A 22,164-nucleotide genomic window follows, 5' to 3' on the forward strand; every position below is an offset into this window, starting at 1 on the left:
TAGAAGTCTGAGTTTAGAAGTAAGAAGTAATACAATTACCAGTTTGTAGTAAATGATATAAAATCAATAACAATTAAAAAAAATACAATTATGGCAGCAGGAGATTGGAAAGAAATGTTGATTGCTTCACAAGAAGGAGATTTAGAACTTGTAAAATATCATATTAAAGCAGGTGTAAATCCAAATTATCAACACCCAGAGTTTTTGACAACTCCTTTAATTGAAAGTGTACAGTTTGGACATACAGAAATTGCTGCATTTTTATTAGAAAATAATGCAGACCCTAGTTTGAAAGCAGGCTTTAGTAATGATACAGCCTTGAGTGTAGCTAAAGAATACAAACGAAAAGAAATTATAGAATTATTAAAAAAATATCTATAAGACACTATTTTATGTAGATACAATAATTCTACTTCTAACTTCATACATTACTTTATTTCCTCATTTCTCTATTTACAAATTCTCTCAAACTATTGGGTTTTTCTCCTGTCAAAATTTCAAAATCAGTTGTTACTTTTGGTGGTTTTTGAAAACGGGGTGCAAAATGAAGCATAATCAAAACAAAAATAAAAGCTGCATCATATCCTTCTTTTTTCTTTTTTATAAAAAATGAAATTAAATTAGGACTTTTATAGACAAACTTTTCATGTAGTTCTTCTTTCAGAATGGTTGTTACTTCTTCAAAATTCAATAGTTCCTTTTTAGTTCCAGTAATTGTATAGGCTTTATTTTTATGATTTTCTGTATTCGAAAGAACTACTGCTATGGCTTTTCCAATATCTTGAGCATCTATCCACAAAAATTTTGCTTTTCCAGCAGGTAAATAAATTTCTTTTTTTTCTTGTAAATCTTTATTTAAAGTCGTAGTTAGATTTTGCATAAAATAACTCGGACGAATAAAAGTATAATTAAGTCTCCCTTTTGCAGAACTACTTTTTAGTAACTTTTCTATTTTAGCGTGAGGAATGAAAGAAATATCTTCTGCTCCTTGTACTGACAAAAAAACAATATGTCTGACACTTGTGTCTTCTAATTTTTGAATTAATGGCTTAAAATAGTTGTCTGTATCAGCTATTTGAGGAGGGCGAAGTAAAAAAAGAATATTTATTTGAGCTTCTTTTATAGATTGAATCGTTTTATCAATATTTTCAAAATCAAAGAAAATTTCACTTTCTTTTGTAGAATCGTTTTGACGTGTGGCAATAAAAAGTTTTTGGTTTTGATTATTAGGAACAAAAAAATTAAAAATCTCTGTTCCTATATTTCCTGTTGCACCCGTAATGAGAATATTGTCCATAAAATACTATTTAAACTCAAATTAGCTTAGGGCTTTTTTTTATTAAATTGATGTAAAACGGCTGCAAAATCAGCAATTAAAGCTGGTTCTTCTTCTAGGCGTGTTCCGACCACAACCACATCAGCACCAGCAGCAAAAGCCATGTGTAATGCTTCAGGCGTTCTGATACCTCCACCAATAATTAGAGGAATGTTTATACTTTGTTTTACAGTTCGAATCATTCTTGGAGAAATTGGTTTTGCTGCACCACTTCCACCATCCAAATATGCCAAGCGCATTCCCAAATATTCACCTGCCAATGCTGTATTTGCTGCTACTTCTGCTTTTTCATAAGGAATAGGTAAGGTCTGACTGACATAAGAAACAGTCGTTAGGTTATCACACAAAACAAGCATATAACCAGTAGGAATAACTTCCAAATCCATTCTACGAAGACGTGGAGCTGCTGCTACATGTTGTCCAATCAAATATTCTGGATTTCTTCCTGAGATAAGAGAAAGCAAAAATAAACTATCAGCCTCAGGAGCTAAATGAAAATAATGTCCTGGAAACAAAACCACAGGAAGTTTTGCATGAGACTTTATGAGCTTTACAGTTTGAGAAACTTCCCCTTCTGTCAGAAGACTTCCTCCAACCATAAAAAAAGAAATTCCGTAATGAGCAGCTTGAGCAGCCAAAAGAGCTGTTTTTTTAGGGTCTATACGGTCAGGATCTATCAAAACAGCCAACATTTTTTGACCTTTGAGAGCAGCTTCTAAAATTTGAGGATATACGTTCATTCAGTTATCAGTTATCGGTTACCAGTCATCAGTTAATTATACTTATTTAAGACTGAATAACTAATATTTAGTTAATTTCTTTATTTTTTAAAAAATCATTCACTCAAAAAATGGATTTCAAATTAAATTGCAATTAAATATCGTAATTTTTAATTTGTAATTCGTAATTGAATAGTGAATGTTGTAAGTTTATACAAAAATACATATTCATAACCGACTTCACAATAAATATGAAATTTAGCTTCAATAAAACAAAAGTAATTGCAACTGTGGGCCCAGCCTCTTCTACTCGTGAACAGCTTTTAGAGCTTATGGTAGCAGGTGTAGACGTTTTTCGCCTCAATTTTTCGCACGGTTCTTACGAAGACCACAAAAAAGTATTAGATATAATTAGAGAACTCAATCACAAATTTGAGTTTAATGTTTGTATTCTTCAAGATTTACAAGGACCCAAAATTCGTGTTGGAGATATTGAAGGAGGACAATTAGAGCTTGTAAAAGGAGAGAAAATTAGAATTACGACCGACGAAGGAGTAATGGGAACAAAAGAACGAATTAGTTGTGCGTATGAAGATTTTGTTAGAGATGTAAAGGTTGGAGAACCTATTTTGATGGATGACGGAAAACTAGAACTTGTCGTTTCAGATAAAGACCAAAATGATGTCATTGCAAAAGTAATTGTAGGAGGCATTTTGAAACCAAGAAAAGGTATCAATCTTCCAAACACACAAGTTTCAGCTCCTTCCATGACAGAAAAAGACTTGAAAGATGTCATGTTTGGAATTGAAAATGAAGTAGAGTGGGTAGCTCTTTCTTTTGTACGTAATGCTAGTGATATGATTCGCTTGAAAGAAATCATTACTAAGCACGATAGTAAAATGAGAACCATTGCTAAAATAGAACGCCCAGAAGCTGTTACAAACATTGATAGTATTATCGAAGAAGCTGATGCACTTATGGTTGCTCGTGGGGATTTAGGGGTAGAAATAAATGCTGAAGAAGTGCCAGTAGTACAGAAGCGAATTGTCAAAAAATGTAATGAAGCTGCAAGACCAGTTATTATTGCTACTCAGATGATGGAATCAATGATAGAAAATCCTCGCCCTACTCGTGCAGAAACAAATGATGTAGCCAATGCAGTAATGGATGGAGCAGATGCGCTTATGCTAAGTGGAGAGACGGCAGTAGGAAAATATCCAGTTGAGGTAATCAAAAGTATGGTCAAGACGATTAGTTCTATTGAAGTAAATGTAGATTCTGTTTATCATCAATACTATCCAATTCCTACTTCAATGGTAGATTATACAAGCAAAAGTGTTATTACAACAGCGTGTAGGTTGGCTCAAAATGTTCATGCAAAAGCTCTTATTTCGATGACACAATCGGGCTATACAGCTTTTCAGTTGGCTAGTCATCGTCCAAAAGCAGGTATTTTTATTTTTACATCGAATCATAATTTGCTCACTACACTCAATTTAGTTTGGGGAGTTCGTGGATACTATTACGATAAATTTGTTTCAACAGACCAAACGTTCAAAGACACTCAAGAAATTTTATTCGAAAAAGGACATATTCAAAAAGGAGATTTGTTTGTCAATACTGCCAGTATGCCGATTGATGAAAAACAGCGTACTAATGTTCTGAAATTGAGTAAAATGGAATAAATTATCCTGTTGGTATTTTAACGATACAACAACATATTCTACAATTTATTATAGCTTATTGCCGTATAATATTGATTTTCAACATTATACGGCAATCATTTTTTTTAATACAAAAAAAGTAATATAACCAAAACTACTTTTATGTTTTTTACGTAAATTATAACAGATGTTAATTCAAACTCAACCTTATAAATTTACCTTATGAACTGTCCAAGCTGTCAAATAAAAGTACCTAGAGATGCCATAAATATTCAAAAAGATATTGCACAATGTCAAAATTGTGGTAATATTTTTAGTATTTCAGCTCATGTAAGTCCTCAAAAAAATGACCTCTCTTCTTCAAAGTCTAGCTCAAAGAATTATGATTATGATATAGCTCGTCAGTCAATGTACAAAGAAGCTGACTTACATAATCAATCTATTCAAAAAACTTTTGATGGAAAAAATACAAATAGTTTTGATTTTGATATAAATAATCCACCAAAAGGAGCTTATATTAATCATCTGCCTAATGGCGTTCAAATTGGTGCTTCTACACGCTCTTGGTTTGCATTCTTTATTGTTCCTTTTATGATAGTGTGGTCAGGGGGTTCTTTGGGTGGCATTTATGGCTCACAAATTATATCTGGAGAATTTGATCCTTTCATGTCTTTGTTTGGCATTCCTTTCGTTTTAGGCTCTCTCCTTTTTTGGGGTATTGCTATTATGACTGTTATGGGAAAAATAGAAGTTACTTTAGACAGTAAAGGAGGACATATTTTTACAGGAGTTGGAAAGATAGGACAATACAAGCGTTTTTTATGGTCTGAAATAAATAGTGTGAGCGAAAAAACAAGTGTTTCACATTCTAGAAAAGGAGGAAGTACCACTACACATTCTATTGTTTTAGAAGGACAAAAACAGATTAAATTTGGTAGTCATTTATCGTCTGAAAGACGTTATTATATGATAAAAACATTAGAACAACTGATACAGAATAAGTCAGACCTGCCAAAGCAGCAAAGCTAAATTAGATTGTAGAAGTTAGAAGTAAAATAGAAATTTGAAGACTATTTCAAATAACTAAAAAATGAAATTCCTTTTCATCTACCCACAAGATTTTATTTTCTATCAAAATCAATTCTTGTGGATTTTTTGTATTTTCTTGTTTTAAAATTTTTATCAAAAAATGACTTTTTAGATTTCCTTTTTTATCTGTACAAAACAAATAATTTTCATTTTGTTGTTTTTCATTTTCAATTAAATAACTACAAATCAAATAATCATCATTTTCTGTATAAAAAATAGATTCTTTTGCGTTATGATTTATCTTATTGAAAATAAATTTTGAAATATCATTATAATTTATGTGACTTGTTAAATACTCTTGAGTGGAATAAATATATTGATTTACTTTGAATTTCAGATTGCTATAATTCTCTTCTTTAGCTTCTATTTCTTCATTATTAGGTTCTGTCTTTGGTCTTAAAGGAACAGAATAATAATTTGATTGTAATGAAAAAATAACCTTTACATCACTTTGAGTTTCACTTTCTTCTTCTGTGATTCCGTAATAATTTACTTCTTCAAGTTGCCAAATCGTTTCGAAATCTATATTTAATGCCTGTAAACCTTTAGCAAGAGGCATTTCATTTTGAAAATCAATTTCTGAAAGTAAAATTGTTTTATCAAAAAAATTAACTACTGTTTGGGTAGCTTCCATTTCTGCTAGTGCTAAAACTTCTTTTTTTTGAGTGTCTAAAATTACTAATTCAGATTTTTTCTCTTGTCTAATTTCTAACACTATAAATTGACTTTTGGGGTCAGGATAAACTTGCCAAATTTTTTGATTTGAATTTTTAGGTTTGTATGAAAATAATTCATTGTTTTTTTTATCTAACATCCTCCCGAATTATGAGCTACTAATGATTTTCCTTTTTGGTCAATAATCTGAATCCAGCCTTCGAATTCTTTAATGATATTTTTTTTACTCGTATCTCCACCATAACAAGGATGTATTTTGTATTTTATTACCTTTACTTTTGCAAAAAGACCTTCTGTAGTAGTTCCTTCATCAAAAGAAATTATTTGTACAACATACTCATCTTCATTAATTGTTTCTATGATTGGAGCATCTAAATATGGATTTTCGTGAATTACATGTGTTTTTTCTTTTGGATGAATAATCATCCCTTCACTTCCATAAAAATCTAACCAATAATTTAATTTGAAATTGTGTTTTTCTAATGAATCAACAGAAACCCATGCAGCACTTTTTGGGGTTTTGCCATAATTTCCATTTACTATTTTGATAAAACCTTCCTTCTGTTCGCTAAACTTTAAATAAAAACAATCATCAAAGGTTTCAAAATAATTTTCAAAATCAAGCAAAGTTGGACGTAAAACTGTTCCTGAAATAGTTGAAGACAAAAGGGAATCTGTTTTATTTTCATGCTGACTCAAAAGAGGTTTTCCCATTCTAATTTTCCCTAAAAAACTTCCATTTGGAGCATCATAATAGGTAATACCTTCTTTTGGTAGAAAAATTGAATTTTCATAAGGATAGTCTTTTTTTATAGAATCATTTGGTACAATAAAACCACCTTGATTATATTGAGCAAATATAAAATTAGAATAACTTAGAGTAAAAAACAAAGTAATTTTAAATAAGAAAAAAAACTTTAAAATCATAGTCTTCATAAGCAATAATTACATTTTCTCTCACATTAAAAAATAACCTGTATTAATTTTCTAGTTTTAAACCAAATCGTCTCATGGCTTCATTTATCAAAGGAAATTCTTTAACCAAAACATCTAACTTTTCCTGTTCGGATAAAGATTTTACAGCTATTTTCTTTTCTAGTTTTTGGTCTATAATTTCTATTTGAACAAAATCATTATCTAAATTATTAGCTAAATAGGGATTTAGAGCAATTCTGATAGTAGAAAACTCTGAACGAAGCGCAATATTATTTAATAATTCTACTTTAATAATTGGCGATTTTTCTACTACTATTTTTGCATTAATCAAAGTTCCTGCAAAACTAGAAGGACTTGTTTTAAAGAATTCTTTCCAAACTTTTTGAGCCTTTGCTGTATCAAAAGTAGAATTTCGATCGGCTTGAGAATTGACTACTTTTTCAACTTCTTTAGTCTCTTCTTGTTTAGCCACTTCTATATTCCTCTTCGGCTTTACATTTGTAGTAACTTTTGGCGTTTTTTTCCAAGGTGTATCATCTGTATTTTTTGCTAAAGCTGGATTTGTATAATTAGCTTTTGATGATACAGATTTTTCTTTCTCTGTTGGATTTTGCGATTTAGCTAGTCTTTTTTTTTTAAATCTTCGACCAGTTGAGGAATAGAAAGAGCAGCCATCACATGAGAAAGTTTCAAAAGTGTCATTTCTACATGAAGACGTTGATTTTTACTGTTTTTATATCCCAAATCACACGCAGAAGCCAAATTAAGAGCTGACATCAAGAACGAAAAAGAAGATTGTGCAGCCTGTGATTTGTACTTTTCTTTTATCGATTCTGAAAGCTCCAATAAACTGACTGTTGCAGCATCTTTAGCCACTAACAAATCACGTAAATGTTCACAAAGACCAACGACAAAGTTATGTCCATCAAAGCCTTTCTTTAATATTTCATCAAAAATCAGTAATGCTTCTGTATGATTTCTACTCAAAAACGCATCTGTGAGTTTGAAGTAATAATCATAATCCAAGACGTGCAAATTGTCGATAGCACGAGTATAAGTCAGTTTTCGGTCAGGTGAAAACGTAACCAACATATCAAAAATTGAAAGCGCATCACGCAACGCACCATCAGCTTTTCTTCCGATAAGTTGCAGAGCTTCCTCTTCTGCTTCTACATTTTCTTTTGTAGCAATTTTTTCTAAATGACGAGCTACATCGTTGGGTTGGATTCTATTAAAATCAAAAATCTGACAACGAGAAAGAATCGTAGGAATAATTTTGTGTTTTTCTGTTGTTGCTAGAATAAAAATGGCATACGAAGGTGGTTCTTCCAACGTCTTCAAAAAAGCATTAAAGGCTTGATTGGAAAGCATGTGAACCTCATCAATAATATAAACTTTCTTTTTTCCAGCTTGAGGAGGATAACGAACCTGTTCAATCAAATTACGAATATCTTCAACAGAATTATTCGAAGCTGCATCTAACTCACTAATGTTAAGCGAGTTACCACTATTAAAAGATTTACAAGAAGTACACTCATCACAAGGTTCTGTTTCTGGTGTGATATTCAGACAGTTGATTGTCTTTGCCAAAATACGAGAACAAGTTGTTTTGCCTACTCCTCTAGGACCACAAAACAAAAAAGCCTGTGCAAGTTGGCTTGAGCGAATTGCATTTTTGAGAGTATCTGTAATGTGAGATTGTCCGACGACAGCATCAAAAGTATCTGGGCGATACTTACGTGCCGAAACTACATAATTTTCCATTCGACGAAGTTACGAAGAAATTTAGGTTTTTGGTAGTTATTTTTTACTCATTTTATTAGATATTGATAAATTAAATGGATTTAATAAAAAAATACGTAACTGAGCAAAATAAAACATATCTAAAAAAGAATTAGAAAATGGAAATTTAAACTGTCAAGACACCTTTGAGGTGTCAGACAGATTTCATTAACCTATAAATAATTTTGCCCAGTTACTTACTTGACTAGATTCAAACCTAACCAAGTATTTTTATAATTTCAGAAGTAGAAAAAATCAAATTACTTCGTTTCCATTACTAAAACAGGGAAATGTTTTTCTAAATGCTGTTCAAAACGAACAAAGTCATTTTCAATTTCAGGATTTTTCATCACATCATAACTAGCGAATGTTTCCATTCCAGTCATTCCAAAAAATCTAAAATTCATGTGTGTTGGAAAAAACAAATCATCTACGCTTTTTCCACCAAAAAGATATTCATTTTGGTCATTAAAAGACTCTTTTGGAGCATTGAAAGTAAGCGAAATCATGTATTTTTTATTTCCTAACATTCCACCTGTTCCATAATTTTTCTTTGGTTCTTCAGAACTTCTGCCATCATTATTACATAACTTACCCATCATTCCTGTTGTGTAAACCATATCAGCATATTTTTTGAAACTCCAAGGGTGTCCCATCCAATTTACAGGACTTTGCAAGAAAACAACATCAGCCCAAAGATGATTTTCAATTTCTTGTTCGACATCATAATCGTCTTTCATTGTCGTAACTCTGACATTATATCTTTTTTCTTCAAAATAGTTTTTTGCTTTTTTAGTAAAAGAATTATTGAGTTTTCCTTCTGCAAAAGGATAATACTCGTGTGCATTGATGATAAATATATTTTTCATTTTTTGAATTAAATTTGAGGTTGAGATTTAAGTTTTTTGTACTTTTTATAAAAATTAGACTGTTTTCAAAACATCTAATAATTCATCTGGATTAGGGCGTTTTGTGTAATCTGGATTACTTTCTGCATAACGAACAACTCCATTTTTATCTATCAAAAAACGAGCTGGCATAGGCAAAGTCCAGTCTGTATCTCCGTGATGCTCTTCCAAATTAATTTTGAATTTATCTCGGTACAATTCTATGAGAGAATCTGGCATATTGAAACGAAGTCCTAATTTATTGGCAAATTGGTTGCTTTGGTCGTGAAGAATATCAAAATTGAGGTTTTGAGTTTTGATAATTTTCTGTAAATATTCAGGCTTTTCAGGAGAAATAGCTATCATTTTCCCTCCCAACTCTTCTATTTGAGGAAGATATTTATTGAGGTTTGCCAAATCAGCATTACAATACGGACACCAAACACCACGATAAAATGTAATTACTAAAAATTCATTTTTATATAAATCTTGAACTGAAATTAGCTCTTTATTTTGGTTGGGTAGATCAAAGTTTGGGATAGTATCTCCTACTTTGATTACTTTTTCTTCAATGTTAGAGGCTTTCAAATCTGCTGTTGCCTTGTGCATTGTTTGTATATATTCAGAAGGCATTTTTCCTTCTATATTTTGTTTGAGTTGAATCAATTTTTCTTGAAAAGTCATCATATAATCTTGAAAGGTCATTGTAAATAAATGGTTTGAAACTAGCTGGTTGAGATTATTTTTTCTGGTTAATTTCTTTTTGATGTTACAAAGTATGGCAAATTAATTATATTTGCAAAACAGTTTTTTTAGATTAAACTTATCTATTTTTTAGATTATAGATTTCAAACAGATTTTTAGCATTTCAATTTTATGAATATCCAATTTCTCAAATACTTCATCACTCTAGCCGAAACAAGTAATTTTACACAGGCTGCCGAAAAAAATCATGTCGTACAATCGGCTTTTTCTTCTGGAATCAAAAAACTAGAGGAAAATCTAAACTGTACACTTTTTTTTAGAGATAAAAGAAATGTTCATTTAACAAAAGAAGGTAAAGCACTTTTACCAAAAGCAAAATCTATATTGAGTATGTGGAATGCAATGGAAACCGAATTTGTAGAGGAAAAAGCGAAAATCTTAAACTTAGGTGTTCTTGATGTTTTGGATTTTGATGAGATTGTACCAATGATGAAAAGTTTTAATGAATTATATAGCAGTTATCAAGTCAACTTAATAGAAGGAAATACAGAAATATTGTACAAAAAATTACAAAAACAAGAAGTTGATGCTATTTTTATTAAATCAATTCCCTCACAAAAAAATCTTGATTATAGAATCATTACAGAAGATAAATTAGTTTTTGGTGTTCCTCAAAATCATATTTTAGCTCAAAAAAATAAACTTGAATTATCTTCTTTGCATCAACTTCCTTTTATAAAGCGTTCAAATTGCAATCTTTATGATGATATTCAAGAGGCTTTTACAGCAAAAAATATAGAACCTACGATTGTTTTTAGTGCGAATGGTGATGATGTAGCTAGGTCGTTGGTAGCTTCTGGATTGGGAGTTTCATTATTTCCCAACCCCAAACAAGAAATTGAAGGAATAAAATTTATTCCAATTAGTGATGGAAATTTTAGAAGAAAAATTGTATTTGTTTGGAAAAAAGATAGCATTCAAAATGCCTTAGGAAAATTACTGAGTGTTTAATTTTTATTTTTTTATAAAACAAAATAGTTAAATATAAGTTATATTTATAGTATTTAAGGATAATTATATCTAATACTATTTTTTAAACTTCATATACAATTACATTTTTTAAACTCTTATTTTATGATTTCAATTAGTTCGTTACCCACAGACAAAAAAAACTCCCTAGAAAAATTTGCCAAATCAGGCTACTTTATGAAAGGTATTGTCTATCTTCTTATTGGTATTCTTGCTACCATGACTGCTTTTGGACTGGGAGGAGAAATAAGTGGCAAAACAGGTATTTTTCAGTTTATTTTAGAACAACCATTTGGACGCATTTTATTAGGAATTGTTGCTTTTGGTCTTTTTGGTTATACGGCTTGGCGATGGACACAGGCATTTATTAATCCTGAAGACGATGAAAACGATACAAAAAATAAATTCCAACGTGTAGGATTTTTTATTAGTGGTCTTTCTTATGGTACTTTTGCTAGTTTTGCAGCTAAAATGGCAATTCAAGGAGGGGGTTCTTCGTCAAGTGGAGGACGTACTACTGTTATTGCCAAAATCCTTGAAATTCCTGCTGGAGAAGTTTTTATTGGTTTATTAGCTCTTTTTATTCTTGGAAAAGGAATTTATGATATTTGGAAAGGAATTTCTAACAAACACATGAAAAAAGTAAGTGATTTAGGATTTAAGACAAAAGAAGTTGTCAGAAAAGCAGGTCAATTAGGTTATGTTTCAAGAGGAATTGTTCTTTTGATTGCTGGTTATATCACAGGGCGTGCAGCTATTGAATCTAATGCTAGTAAAGCAGGAGGAACAGAAGGAGCATTCGAATTTATGTTTTCTTCAGCTAGTGCTTGGCTTGTTGGCTTAGTAGCTCTCGGTTTGGCTTTGTATGGTCTTTTTATGGTCATTAAAGCTAAAGAATTTTATATCCAATAAAAATTCAACTAAAAAATTATACACAAAAAAGCTCAAATTATTTTAAGAATAATTTGAGCTTTTTTAACTTTTAAAAATCTCGTTTTATGATTCCTACAAATCATATTCTATCTTCACATTTACAATTCCATCACGAATAAAATCCAATTCTCTTGCACCTCTACTTGTTACATCAATGATTCTACCAGCAACGAAAGGTCCTCTATCATTTATTTTTACTCTTATTTTTTTTCCATTTTTGAGGTTTGTTATTGTTACCATTGTACCAAAAGGCAATGTTTTGTGAGCTGCTGTCAATAAATCTTGCCTAAATGTTTCGCCACTTGCTGTTGGTCTTCCTTCATATTTATCAGCATAATAAGAGGCAATTCCTTCTTCTGTATATGCTCCTGCACTTGAGTCATCTTCTGGTGCAAATAAGTCATCACAAGATGAAAGAGAAAAAATTAAAAATAAAGAAAATAACAGAGTATTTACTTTGATTTTTAAAGAACTTGAAGAATTTGTTTTTAAATTCATAAAATAAGACGATTTTTGTTAGTGAATAGGTTTTATAAATGGTATTTATTTTATACCTTTTAATTCAGTTTTTACAAAAGCCTTACCAAATTTTATTTTATTTCTTAGTAATGCCTATTGAGCTAAGGAACAATTACGAAATGAATATTCAGCGAAGCTAATTACGAATATAACACACTGAATATCAGAAACTTGTTATAACTTCAATTCCTAATCTAAATAATGAAATAAAATCAGCCACTTTATGTAAAACCACTTTACATTATTCAAAACAACAAAAATATTAAATATGATAAATAATAAAACAAAAAAAATAATGATTAGAAATATTACAGATTTTATTAAAAAAAACTCTCTTCTATTTTTTCTATTTTTATTTATAGGAATGTGTTTTTCTACATCAGCACAAATACAAGTCATTGACCATACAGAAATTACAACCAAGTCAGAATCAGGTTCTGACTTTTCGGATTATACAGCCGTTCCTTTGGCAGAAGATGGTTTATTAGTTTCTTTGACACATTATGTAAAAGGCAAAAAAGAGATTCTGATTGCTAAATACGACACTACTTTTCAGAATGTTTGGGAACAAAAACATATCATAAAAGGAGAGGATAAAATTGTTCATTATGTTATTGCAGATAGTTTTATTTATTATTTGGTGGACAAACAGCGTTATGAATATGAAATACTAAAGATAAATTTGAATAATGGAACAATGAGAGTTGTTACTTATGAAAAAATGCTAAAAGCAACTTATACAGAAATTTGTGCTTCTGGAAATATAATTTTATTGGGAGGAGAAGCAGAAAATAATCCTGTTGTTTTGCATTTGAATATCGAAACGGGCAGACAGCAAATTTTACCTTCATTAGTACAGAAAAGCACCTATTTAGCTAATCTAAGTATTGACACTAAAAATGATGTGATTTTAGCAATCGTAGCAGGAAAGTACAATTCATACAAATATTCATTCTTTTATTTTTATGGACTTGATGCCAAACTTCGCTATAATGTAACAATCCCAGACAACAAAGATTATGGCTTACAAACTTTTCGTCCTTTAATTACAGGAAGAGATGAAGTATTAGTTTTTGGAACATATTCTACTCCCAAATGGAAACGCTCACAAGGAATTTATAGCTTAAAAATAAAAGATAAAAAGGAAAGTGGATTTAGGTTTTATGATTTTTCTTATCTGAATAACTTCTTCAATAATCTAAAAGAAAAGAAGCGTGAAAAAATGCTTGCTAAAGTAAAACGAGGCAGAAAAAAAGATTCACCTGTACGTTATTCCAATGATTATTTTATAAGCCCACTACGAGTGGAAGAAAACCGAATTTATTTATCTTTAGAAGGATATAATCCTATTTATCAAAATGGAAATACTACGACTAATAATATGGTAGGAAATCCTTATTTTGGTTCTGGTAACAACTCTCGTGTTTATAGTAATATAGGAGGAAATAGAGGTATGTGGCAAAGTGGAGGGAATTCAGGCGTAACAGTAACTTACAAATATGAACAAGGAATGGTTTGTAGTTTTGATAAAGAAGGAAAGCTTCTTTGGGATAATCAATTTGATTTTGATGAATTCGAATCACAAAAAATATTTCCTTTTTTCTCTTACAGTGTACAAAATGACACATTAGCACTTTTTAGATTAGATGAAGAAGAGTTATTTTACAAACAAACCGTAAAAAGCAAAGAACAAAGTTTAATTTCTGAATATAAAGTCCCAAGAAGAGATAGTTTGGATAATATCGTCAATCGTTCGGATGAAATTTTGATGCACTGGTACGATGATAATTATTTAGTTTCGGGTTATCAAATAGTACGAAATGACCTTTATCAACCTGCTCGCAGAAAAGTATTTTATTTTACTCGTTTACGTTATCCATTTTCGGCTGCTGAAGTAGACAAAAAAGAAGATGAAGAAGAATAATCAGTTATCAGTTATCAGTTATCAGTTAAAAAAATACTTTTTAATTTAATTGTTTTGATTATTTCACCTAATTTTCATTTACTTCTAAATTTATTTTCATTTCCTAATTTCCATTTCCTGTATTGCAAACATTCTCAAAAAAAGAAAGACTTTCTTCTGTCAAAGACATCGAAATACTTTTTAAAAAAGGTAAATCGTTGTTTGTATTTCCTTTAAAAGTCGTTTTTATTCCCAATAAAACAGAAGACATAACAGACAAAAACGAACAAAGGATTATCTCTCCTCCTCGTTTATTGATTTCAGTATCAAAACGAAACTTCAAAAAAGCTGTCGATAGAAACCGTATCAAAAGACAGATTAGAGAAGGTTATCGTCTGCAAAAATCTGAATTTGATTTATCACATATTGATACATTTGCTTTTATTTGTGTGGCTAAAGAACATATTGATTCAAAATTTTTACACAAACGAATCAAAAAACTATTACAGATGCTAGAAAAGGAAGGAAAAAAATAGTTTAATTCGCTACTTTCCAAATAAGACAAGTATATTTGAAGTATATTTTTATATAATACCTTATTATCCTACCAAACCAACTGCTCAATAATCCATTAATTAAATGTCTAAGAAAAACCCTCTTTCTCTTCCCTCTTCTGGACAAGACTCCCAACAACTCGTAAAAGGACAAGGATTCGGAACTGCTCCTGTATTTTTTACTGCTATTTCTACTATTTTGGGAGCAGTTATGTTTTTACGTTTTGGTTATGCCGTAGGTAATGTCGGACTTTTGGGTTCTATCGGAATTATTATTTTAGGGCATATAGTAACCATTCCAACAGCCATGGCGATTGCCGAAATTGCTACCAATCAAAAAGTAGAAGGAGGAGGAGAATATTATATTGTATCTCGTTCTTTTGGTCTGAATATCGGTGCAACTATCGGAATTGCACTTTATTTATCGCAAGCCATTAGCGTTGCTTTTTATATTATTGCTTTTGCTCAAGCCTTTCAGCCTGTCTTGGAATACCTCAGAACACTTCCTTATATTATTGATAATGGACTTTTGTTTTTTGTACAAGACCGTTTGGTTAGTATTCCTGCTCTTTTACTTCTTATTTTGATGGTTTCTACAAAAGGAGCTGATTTGGGTGTAAAAGCACTTTATTTTGTAGTAGCACTACTTTTTATTTCTCTGATTGTGTTTTTTGCTGGGAAAACTCCATACGATTTTGATTCTGATTTAGTAGGCTGGAGTCATTCACTAAGCGATGGAGATTCATTTTTTAAAGTTTTTGCTATTTGTTTTCCAGCATTTACAGGAATGACAGCAGGTGTTGGTCTTTCAGGCGATTTGAAAAGTCCACGTAAATCAATTCCACTCGGAACTCTTTCGGCTACTTTTGCAGGAATGATAGTTTATTTTTTTATTGTTTATAAGTTATACGTCTCTGCATCTCCACAAGATTTGAATAATGATCAGCTTATCATGCAACAAATTGCTCTTTGGGGACCTATAATTTTGGTAGGTTTAGCTGCTGCGACTGCTTCTTCTGCTTTGGGTTCTATTTTAGTTGCTCCTAGAACACTTCAAGCCTTAGCTAATGACGATGCCTTCCCTTCTCAAAAAATGAATAATTGGCTTGCAAAGGGAAAAGGAAAAAAAGCAGAACCATTCAATGCTACCTTAGTAACTTCTATTATTGCACTTATTTTTGTGGTCGCTGGTGATGTCAATGCAGTTGCTGAAATTATCTCTATGTTTTTTATGGTAACGTACGGAACGATTTGCTCAATTTCATTTTTAGAACATCTTTCTGGAGATACTTCTTATCGTCCTACGTTTCGTTCAAAATGGTATATTTCATTATTAGGTGCGTTGGCATGTATTTTTATGATGTTCAGTATGAATGCACTAATAGCTATGATTTCTCTTATTTCTATGGTGGTATTACACTTAGTTATGAGTTATTATCGTAAAAAAAGTACAGGTATCGTTTATTTATTTCAAGGAGCAATTTTTCAAATTAATAGAGAACTACGAGTATTTTTACAAAAAAGAGAAGATGAAAAAACAACACAATGGAATCCTGCTATTGTTTGTCTTTCACAAGATTTTTTCCGTCGTCAGAGTGCTTTTAATATGCTTCGTTGGCTTTCGCATCGTTATGGATTCGGAACGTATATTCATTATATTCAAGGATTTTTATCAAAGGATACAAATGTTATAGCTAAAGAAACAAAAAAAGAAATTATTCAGATGGCTTCCAAAACAAAAAGTAATGTCTATATAGATACGCTTGTAAGTCCGTCACTTACTTCTTCGATTGCCCAAGTTTTACAACTTCCAGGGGTTTCTGGACTAGAAAATAATATGTTTTTATTAGAATTTAGTAAAAACAATGAAGAGAATCTCAAAGGAATCATTGATAATTATCCACTTATAAAAGCAACTTCTTTTGATGTCTGTGTGTTGGCTACTTCCGAACGAAATTTTGGATTTAAAAAAAGTATAAATATTTGGATTACTCGTCATAGTTTTCAAAATGCAAACTTAATGATTCTTTTGGCGTATGTAATTGTCGGACATAGAGATTGGAAAGATGCTGACATAAAATTGATGGCTGTTTATCCAGATGCAGATATTGAAATAGAAAGAGATAGACTTATAGAACTCATCAAATCGGGTCGTTTGCCTATTTCTGCTACCAATGTAGAACTGATTGCACAACGAGGAAAAAGCATGAAACAAATCATCAATGAAAAATCAAAATCGGCTGACCTTACAATGATTGGACTCAATGACAAACAAGTCAAAGAAGAAGGAGAAGCTATTTTTAGAGGATATGATGATATTTCAGATATTTTATTTGTCAATAGCCATAACCAAAAAATTATTGAATAAACATGATATTAGTAAAAGCAATAGACACTCTTATCGATAAAATAGGACAGCTTACTCAATGGTTTGCCTCTATTTTGGTGCTTTTGGTCTGTGTAGATGTAATTTTGCGTTACACCATTGGTTTTAGTAGTGCTTTTTTATCAGAGTTGGAATGGCATATTTTTTCCTTTTTTTTCCTTGTTGGCGCAGCTTATACTCTAAAAGATGATAAACATGTTCGTGTAGATGTTTTTTATGCTCATTTTTCAGAGAAAAATAAAGCTTTAGTCAATCTTTTAGGAACACTTTTTTTCTTGATTCCTTTTTGTATTGTCGTCGTAAAAGGTGGAATTCCTTATACAGAATTTGCTTTCAGACTTTCGGAAGGTTCGCCAGACCCAGGGGGATTACCTGCTCGTTTTATTGTAAAGAGTTTTATTGTTATTGGCTTTGGTCTTTTATTTTTACAGGCAATTAGCTTGGTTTTGAAGAGTATTTTTATCATAATCAAAAAATAAAACCCACAAGTAAGCTTGTGGGTTAAATAATTATACTAAATAAATTACGTTTGTAAAATTGTCCTGAATTGTATTCATTCCGTAATCTGTAATCCGTAATTGACTTATTTATTTATCAATTCTTTGACTACTTTAGCAATCGTTTGTTTTTCGGCTTCTGTACCTAATTCTTTGATGGCTGCACCCATTACTTTTCCCATTTGTTGAGGAGTAACTTCGCCCATACCAGCCAATATTTTTTCTACTCTTACTTTTACTTCAGCTTCTGAAAGCATTTGAGGTAAGAATTTTTCGATGACTTCTAATTCGGCTTTTTCGGTTTCAGCAAGTTCTGTTCTTCCTTCTTGCTCATAAAGAGCCAAAGATTCACGTCTTTGTTTGGCTTGTTTTAATAAAATATCTAATTCTTGTTGTTCTGAAAGAGCTTCTGAAGTACCTCCTTTTTCAGTTTGAGCTAATAAAATAGCTGATTTTATAGCACGAAGAGCTGTCAAACGTGTTGTTTCTTTGGCACGCATAGCAGCTTTCATTTCAGTTTCTACTTTTTCTTTAAGCGTCATTTTGACTGTTTTTTGTGAGTAAATTAAAAAATAAATTGAATTCTGATTTATCTATAACAGACTTCTTCATCTGTTCAAAAATCAGATTCAAACTAATAAACACGAATTTAATCAAAATCAATCCCTAATCGTAGTTTATTTTTTATTTGATAAAAAATTAGAAGCAAAAAAACCTTTATTTCATAAAAATCTGCAAAACAAATTTGATTTTCGTATTTTTATACAACTAGAAATTATCAATCAATCGCTACCTTTCACAAACTATGAACGCTTTAAAAGTATTTTTTCGCAGACTTTTGTATGTACTTGCCTTTTTCGCTATTATTGGAGTAGGCTTTTTAGGTTTTTGGATGTATAAAGGCATTCCTATTGTCCCCCTTGACCCTTTTAGTTATGTTCCATCTAGTGCCATGTATATTTTGGAAACTGATGAACCTATTGATAGTTGGGAGGAAATTAGCAGTTCAAAGTTTTGGAAACACTTACAAACACAGCCTTACTTTGGAGAACTTACAAAAGATGCCATTTCATTAGATACCATTATTCATCAAAATCAAGGTATTTTTGATTTTTTTGGAAAAAGACAAGTGCTAGTTTCTTCTCATATCCACAAACAAGGCGATTATGATTTTCTTTTTATTGTAGATTTGAAGCGAGAAGTTCCTTCATTTTTGGAAAATCATATTGGCAAATTTATGAGCAGTGTAGAAGATTCTTCTAATTATGAATATAAAAAGAATCGTATTTATTTAATCAAAAACACTACTGATAATTCTCAATGGGCAATTTCTATTCGCAAGCACTTGCTGTTATGTTCTCAAACTCCTGCCTTAGTTGAGGCTGCTTTAGATGAACAAGATAACCCAGATAATTTTGAAAATAATCGTCGTTTTACAAAAGTAGTTTCCAAAACTTCTACCCGAAATTTAGGTCGTTTGTTTATCAATTATGAATTGGCAGATGAGTTTTTTGGTCTTTACATGGACGAATCAAATGAATATCTAAATGATATTTCGGAAGCTCTGTTTTTTTCTGGATTAAATTTAGATTTGGAACAAATAGGCGATGACGACGATGAAAATGCATCAAATATTATTAGAATGGTCGGTACAACAGTTATTAATGATTCGATTCCTTCTCATGTACGTGCACTTTTGCTTTCGGGAAGTAGTGATATTACGGCTGCACGAATTGTTCCTCAGCGTTCGGCATTTTATTTTAGTGTTAATTTTGATGACTTTTTAACGTATTACGACAAATTTACGGAAGTTTTGCAGCGAGATGAAGAAGCCTATCAAGAATATCAAAATCAAATTCGAACTGTCGAAAGAATTTTAGATATTAATGTTCGTGATAATTTTTTCTCTTGGATTGGTTCAGAAATGGCAATTATTCAGACTGAAACAACGGCAGCAGTCGATAAAAATGATGAATATGCACTTGTTTTGAAGACCACATCAATTTCAGAAGCAACGGCTCAATTAGAATTTATTGGAGAAAAAATCCGAAAAAGAACACCTGTAAAAGTGGTAGTTTCGGAGCATAAAGGACACAAAATTAGTATGCTTGCTGTAAAAGGTTTTTTCAAACTCGTAATGGGAAAGTATTTTGATAAAATTGATAAACCTTATTTTACGTTTATTGAAGATTATGTCATTTTTAGTAACAGCCCAAAAACACTCAAAAATCTCATTGATGATTATGAAATGGGACTGACTTTGGCAAAATCTCCTTCTTTTCAAAAATTCTTTAAAGAATTTGAAGCTGATAATTCAAACTTTTTTGCTTACGTAAATATGCCTGTTGCTCGTCAAGCCTTAAAACGTTCATTGAGTCCAGAAACTTGGAAAACAATACAACAAAATGAAAACTATGTAATTTCTCAACCTCATTGGGGTTTTCAGTTGCGTAGAGATGAAACCAATTTTTATGATACTCGTTTGGTTACCGTTTATGAAAACCCTCAAAAAGTAAGAGAAGATTATAAACTAGCCCAAGAAAATCGTAAAAAACTCTTAGAACAACTCAATAGTAAAAATATTCTGGAGAAAGTATTCGGAACAGAAGAAAAAATAGACCTTTTCGAACAACTTCAAACCATTCCAGAATCTGAATTAATTGAGTTGGATGAAAATAATACAGAACGCCGTTTGATTGTCCGAAATCAAGAAGATACTCGTTACGAATATGAAGTAAAAGGAACTATAAAAGATGGTGTTTATCGTGAATTTAAGGCTGGAAAACTTATTATTGAAGGCTATTATAAAAATGACAGACGAGATGGAAAATGGCGTTTTTATGATAAAGATGGAAAAATAAAAGAACGAAAACGCTACAAAGACGGAGAAGAATCTAAGTTTTCACTGTTTTGATTGTATTCCTGTTGCTCATTAGAATGAGATTGGATTTATATTAACTCAAAACAACTCTTACACTAAAGTACAATGTTATAAAGCTAAGAAATTCTGTTCCGTTAGGAACTACATATTGGTAATATTTTGTTTGTGCATCATAAAATATCTACCAATATGAAACTCCTACGAAGTAAATAAAAATCACAAATTCTTAGCTTAACAGTATTTCGTAAAGAGTAAGCTACATGGAATAAATATTATTTCACTTCTACAACTTCCACTTTATAAGTCAGTTTTGACAACTCTTCTTCTTTAACTTTTGGAACTGCCATAGTTGTACTCAAAATACGTATTTGATTGCGTTTGAGCTTCGAAGTAGAACCCGAAACGCCATACCTAACTTCTGTTCCTAGTATTTTTTTGGAAGAATCAAACCAACTAAATTGAAATTTGAGAAGAGAAATAGATGTATTTCCTGTATTTTCTATTTCTAAAGTAACACGATGAAATCCATCTCCAAGTATGCCATCTGAAAAGCTACTTTGCCTTTCTCTAAGCTGAATATCAGTATTTTGAGGTCGTTTTTGCGCCCATGTTACAGGTATTTTGGGTGAAGGTTCATATTCTAAAGGTGTGCTAAACTCTTCTTGTACAATTACAGAAGTAGATAATACTATTTTTGCAATTTTGGGAGCTTTTGTTTCTTCATATTTCATAATCTGAAAGGGAATCAAATCATTTTTTCGTAATGTCAAGTCCGATTCTGCTACGACTTCTTTGTAATCTGTTCTAACCAATTCTCCTTTATCATCAAAGATTTCTAATTTTATTTTTAATTGATTTATTTCAGCATTTTTCACCAAAAAATCTCCTATTAATTCTACTTTATAACTGTCATTATATTTTGTAACGAGTGCGCTTTCGGTTTGCCATTCCAAGTTTTTTAACTTTGAATCTGTAATTTCGACAGGAATTTCATATTCATCTGCATTAAAATCTATATCATTTTTTTGTTCATTTTCGCTGCTTGAACTTGTTGTTTCACTTATTTCTTCAGAAAGAGTTATTTGTTGCTTCATTGTTTGCTCCATATCGGCAGAAGAGCTTGGATAAAAAAAATAAAAAGCCACACCTATAAAAAAAATAAAAACAGGAATACCTACATAAACCCATTTATTAGCTTTTTTATTTTGACGAATTTTCACACCTTGTTTTTTTTCTTTCCGTTTCAAATCTGAAATAATTTTGAGCGACTGATTATGACTAGGGTTTTGATTCAAACAAATTTTGCTATATGAAATAGCTGCTTGTTTGTCTTTTTCATCAGAATATTCTCTAAAACGCTCAAAATGTGCTTGTGCCAAAGTAGCTGTTGTTTCAATAGAATTATAATCCAAAACATTTGCTTGTTCAAGCTCTGTAATAGCATCATCATAATTTTGATGTGATAAAAAACCATGTCCACGCAACAAATGTGCTTTATAAGTTTCTTGCACAGCTTGCCAATCTGCATCTGAAAGACCGATTTGAGCAGCAATTTCTTGTTGTTCTTCTTTTGAAAGAGGTTTGTTTTGTCTTTTTTGTTGAACAGCTAACAGTTTGGATACAAATTCTTTTTGGCGTTGCTCTTGATTATTCATTCTATAAATTTATA

At 31.1% G+C, this 22,164-nt stretch carries 21 protein-coding genes; 10 read left to right on the forward strand and 11 right to left on the reverse strand.

What is annotated here, in order from left to right; genetic code table 11:
- The first annotated feature begins 90 nt into the window (after window positions 1-90).
- Entirely contained in the window at window positions 91-381 is a 291-nt protein-coding gene (locus ACE193_RS00575; protein WP_375561080.1) for an ankyrin repeat domain-containing protein, read from the forward strand.
- Between the two features lie 52 nt (window positions 382-433).
- Here ACE193_RS00575 and ACE193_RS00580 read toward each other — a convergent pair whose 3' ends face one another.
- Complete coding sequence (locus ACE193_RS00580; RefSeq protein WP_375561081.1) at window positions 434-1,297, reverse strand: NmrA family NAD(P)-binding protein; 864 nt, start codon at window positions 1,295-1,297, stop codon at window positions 434-436.
- 26 nt (window positions 1,298-1,323) lie between these two features.
- Window positions 1,324-2,076: a geranylgeranylglyceryl/heptaprenylglyceryl phosphate synthase gene (locus ACE193_RS00585; protein ID WP_375561082.1), complete on the reverse strand. Its 753-nt coding sequence runs from the start codon at window positions 2,074-2,076 to the stop codon at window positions 1,324-1,326.
- 230 nt (window positions 2,077-2,306) lie between these two features.
- Here ACE193_RS00585 and pyk point away from each other — a divergent pair, with 230 nt between their 5' ends.
- Together pyk and ACE193_RS00595 are read left to right on the forward strand one after the other, a co-directional pair.
- Complete coding sequence (gene pyk, locus ACE193_RS00590; RefSeq protein ID WP_375561083.1) at window positions 2,307-3,740, forward strand: pyruvate kinase; 1,434 nt, start codon at window positions 2,307-2,309, stop codon at window positions 3,738-3,740.
- A 201-nt stretch (window positions 3,741-3,941) separates the two neighbouring features.
- A complete protein-coding gene (locus ACE193_RS00595) occupies window positions 3,942-4,748 on the forward strand; it encodes a hypothetical protein (protein ID WP_375561084.1) in 807 nt (268 codons plus the stop codon).
- A 46-nt stretch (window positions 4,749-4,794) separates the two neighbouring features.
- Here the strand turns inward: ACE193_RS00595 and ACE193_RS00600 are convergent, their stop codons facing one another.
- The 6 genes from ACE193_RS00600 to ACE193_RS00625 all read right to left on the reverse strand — a co-directional run bounded on the left by ACE193_RS00600 (window position 4,795) and on the right by ACE193_RS00625 (window position 9,793).
- Window positions 4,795-5,622, reverse strand: coding sequence for a hypothetical protein (locus tag ACE193_RS00600; RefSeq protein WP_375561085.1), 828 nt, complete (start codon window positions 5,620-5,622; stop codon window positions 4,795-4,797).
- A complete protein-coding gene (locus ACE193_RS00605) occupies window positions 5,616-6,374 on the reverse strand; it encodes a hypothetical protein (RefSeq protein WP_375561086.1) in 759 nt (252 codons plus the stop codon). Before ACE193_RS00605 ends, ACE193_RS00600 begins: the two co-directional genes overlap by 7 nt.
- Before the next feature lie 88 nt (window positions 6,375-6,462).
- Window positions 6,463-6,891: a hypothetical protein gene (locus tag ACE193_RS00610; RefSeq protein ID WP_375561087.1), complete on the reverse strand. Its 429-nt coding sequence runs from the start codon at window positions 6,889-6,891 to the stop codon at window positions 6,463-6,465.
- A gap of 149 nt (window positions 6,892-7,040) precedes the next feature.
- A complete protein-coding gene (locus ACE193_RS00615; protein WP_375561088.1) occupies window positions 7,041-8,183 on the reverse strand; it encodes a DNA polymerase III subunit gamma/tau in 1,143 nt (380 codons plus the stop codon).
- 278 nt (window positions 8,184-8,461) lie between these two features.
- Window positions 8,462-9,070: an NAD(P)H-dependent oxidoreductase gene (locus tag ACE193_RS00620; protein WP_375561089.1), complete on the reverse strand. Its 609-nt coding sequence runs from the start codon at window positions 9,068-9,070 to the stop codon at window positions 8,462-8,464.
- A 54-nt stretch (window positions 9,071-9,124) separates the two neighbouring features.
- A complete protein-coding gene (locus ACE193_RS00625; RefSeq protein WP_375561090.1) occupies window positions 9,125-9,793 on the reverse strand; it encodes a peroxiredoxin-like family protein in 669 nt (222 codons plus the stop codon).
- A gap of 171 nt (window positions 9,794-9,964) precedes the next feature.
- On the opposite strand from ACE193_RS00625, the gene ACE193_RS00630 reads away from it, so the two are divergent.
- Both ACE193_RS00630 and ACE193_RS00635 read left to right on the forward strand, forming a co-directional pair.
- Window positions 9,965-10,804: a LysR family transcriptional regulator gene (locus ACE193_RS00630; protein ID WP_375561091.1), complete on the forward strand. Its 840-nt coding sequence runs from the start codon at window positions 9,965-9,967 to the stop codon at window positions 10,802-10,804.
- 123 nt (window positions 10,805-10,927) lie between these two features.
- The gene (locus ACE193_RS00635; RefSeq protein WP_375561092.1) at window positions 10,928-11,734 is read left to right on the forward strand and encodes a DUF1206 domain-containing protein; all 807 of its coding nucleotides are present in this window, start codon (window positions 10,928-10,930) and stop codon (window positions 11,732-11,734) included.
- Window positions 11,735-11,827: 93 nt separating this feature from the next.
- Here the strand turns inward: ACE193_RS00635 and ACE193_RS00640 are convergent, their stop codons facing one another.
- Entirely contained in the window at window positions 11,828-12,253 is a 426-nt protein-coding gene (locus ACE193_RS00640) for a septal ring lytic transglycosylase RlpA family protein (RefSeq protein ID WP_375561093.1), read from the reverse strand.
- 289 nt (window positions 12,254-12,542) lie between these two features.
- Between ACE193_RS00640 and ACE193_RS00645 the strand changes: the two genes are divergently transcribed.
- The 4 genes from ACE193_RS00645 (at window position 12,543) to ACE193_RS00660 (ending at window position 17,596) form a co-directional block, all read left to right on the forward strand.
- Complete coding sequence (locus ACE193_RS00645; RefSeq protein ID WP_375561094.1) at window positions 12,543-14,198, forward strand: hypothetical protein; 1,656 nt, start codon at window positions 12,543-12,545, stop codon at window positions 14,196-14,198.
- A 122-nt stretch (window positions 14,199-14,320) separates the two neighbouring features.
- Window positions 14,321-14,713 (forward strand): ribonuclease P protein component, encoded by a 393-nt coding sequence (rnpA, locus tag ACE193_RS00650; protein ID WP_375561095.1) that lies wholly within the window; start codon window positions 14,321-14,323, stop codon window positions 14,711-14,713.
- A gap of 103 nt (window positions 14,714-14,816) precedes the next feature.
- Window positions 14,817-17,099, forward strand: coding sequence for an amino acid permease (locus tag ACE193_RS00655; RefSeq protein WP_375561096.1), 2,283 nt, complete (start codon window positions 14,817-14,819; stop codon window positions 17,097-17,099).
- Window positions 17,100-17,101: 2 nt separating this feature from the next.
- On the forward strand, window positions 17,102-17,596 hold the full coding sequence (locus ACE193_RS00660; protein ID WP_375561097.1) for a TRAP transporter small permease subunit: 495 nt from the start codon (window positions 17,102-17,104) through the stop codon (window positions 17,594-17,596).
- Window positions 17,597-17,700: 104 nt separating this feature from the next.
- On the opposite strand, the gene ACE193_RS00665 is transcribed toward ACE193_RS00660, so the two are convergent.
- On the reverse strand, window positions 17,701-18,156 hold the full coding sequence (locus ACE193_RS00665; protein ID WP_375561098.1) for a GatB/YqeY domain-containing protein: 456 nt from the start codon (window positions 18,154-18,156) through the stop codon (window positions 17,701-17,703).
- Between the two features lie 263 nt (window positions 18,157-18,419).
- Here ACE193_RS00665 and ACE193_RS00670 point away from each other — a divergent pair, with 263 nt between their 5' ends.
- Window positions 18,420-20,528, forward strand: coding sequence for a DUF3352 domain-containing protein (locus ACE193_RS00670; RefSeq protein WP_375561099.1), 2,109 nt, complete (start codon window positions 18,420-18,422; stop codon window positions 20,526-20,528).
- Window positions 20,529-20,767: 239 nt separating this feature from the next.
- On the opposite strand, the gene ACE193_RS00675 is transcribed toward ACE193_RS00670, so the two are convergent.
- A complete protein-coding gene (locus tag ACE193_RS00675; protein ID WP_375561100.1) occupies window positions 20,768-22,150 on the reverse strand; it encodes a hypothetical protein in 1,383 nt (460 codons plus the stop codon).
- Window positions 22,151-22,164: the final 14 nt, after the last annotated feature.

It is taken from the genome of Bernardetia aquimarina, assembly GCF_042180575.1.
In the GTDB taxonomy this organism is placed as follows: domain Bacteria; phylum Bacteroidota; class Bacteroidia; order Cytophagales; family Bernardetiaceae; genus Bernardetia.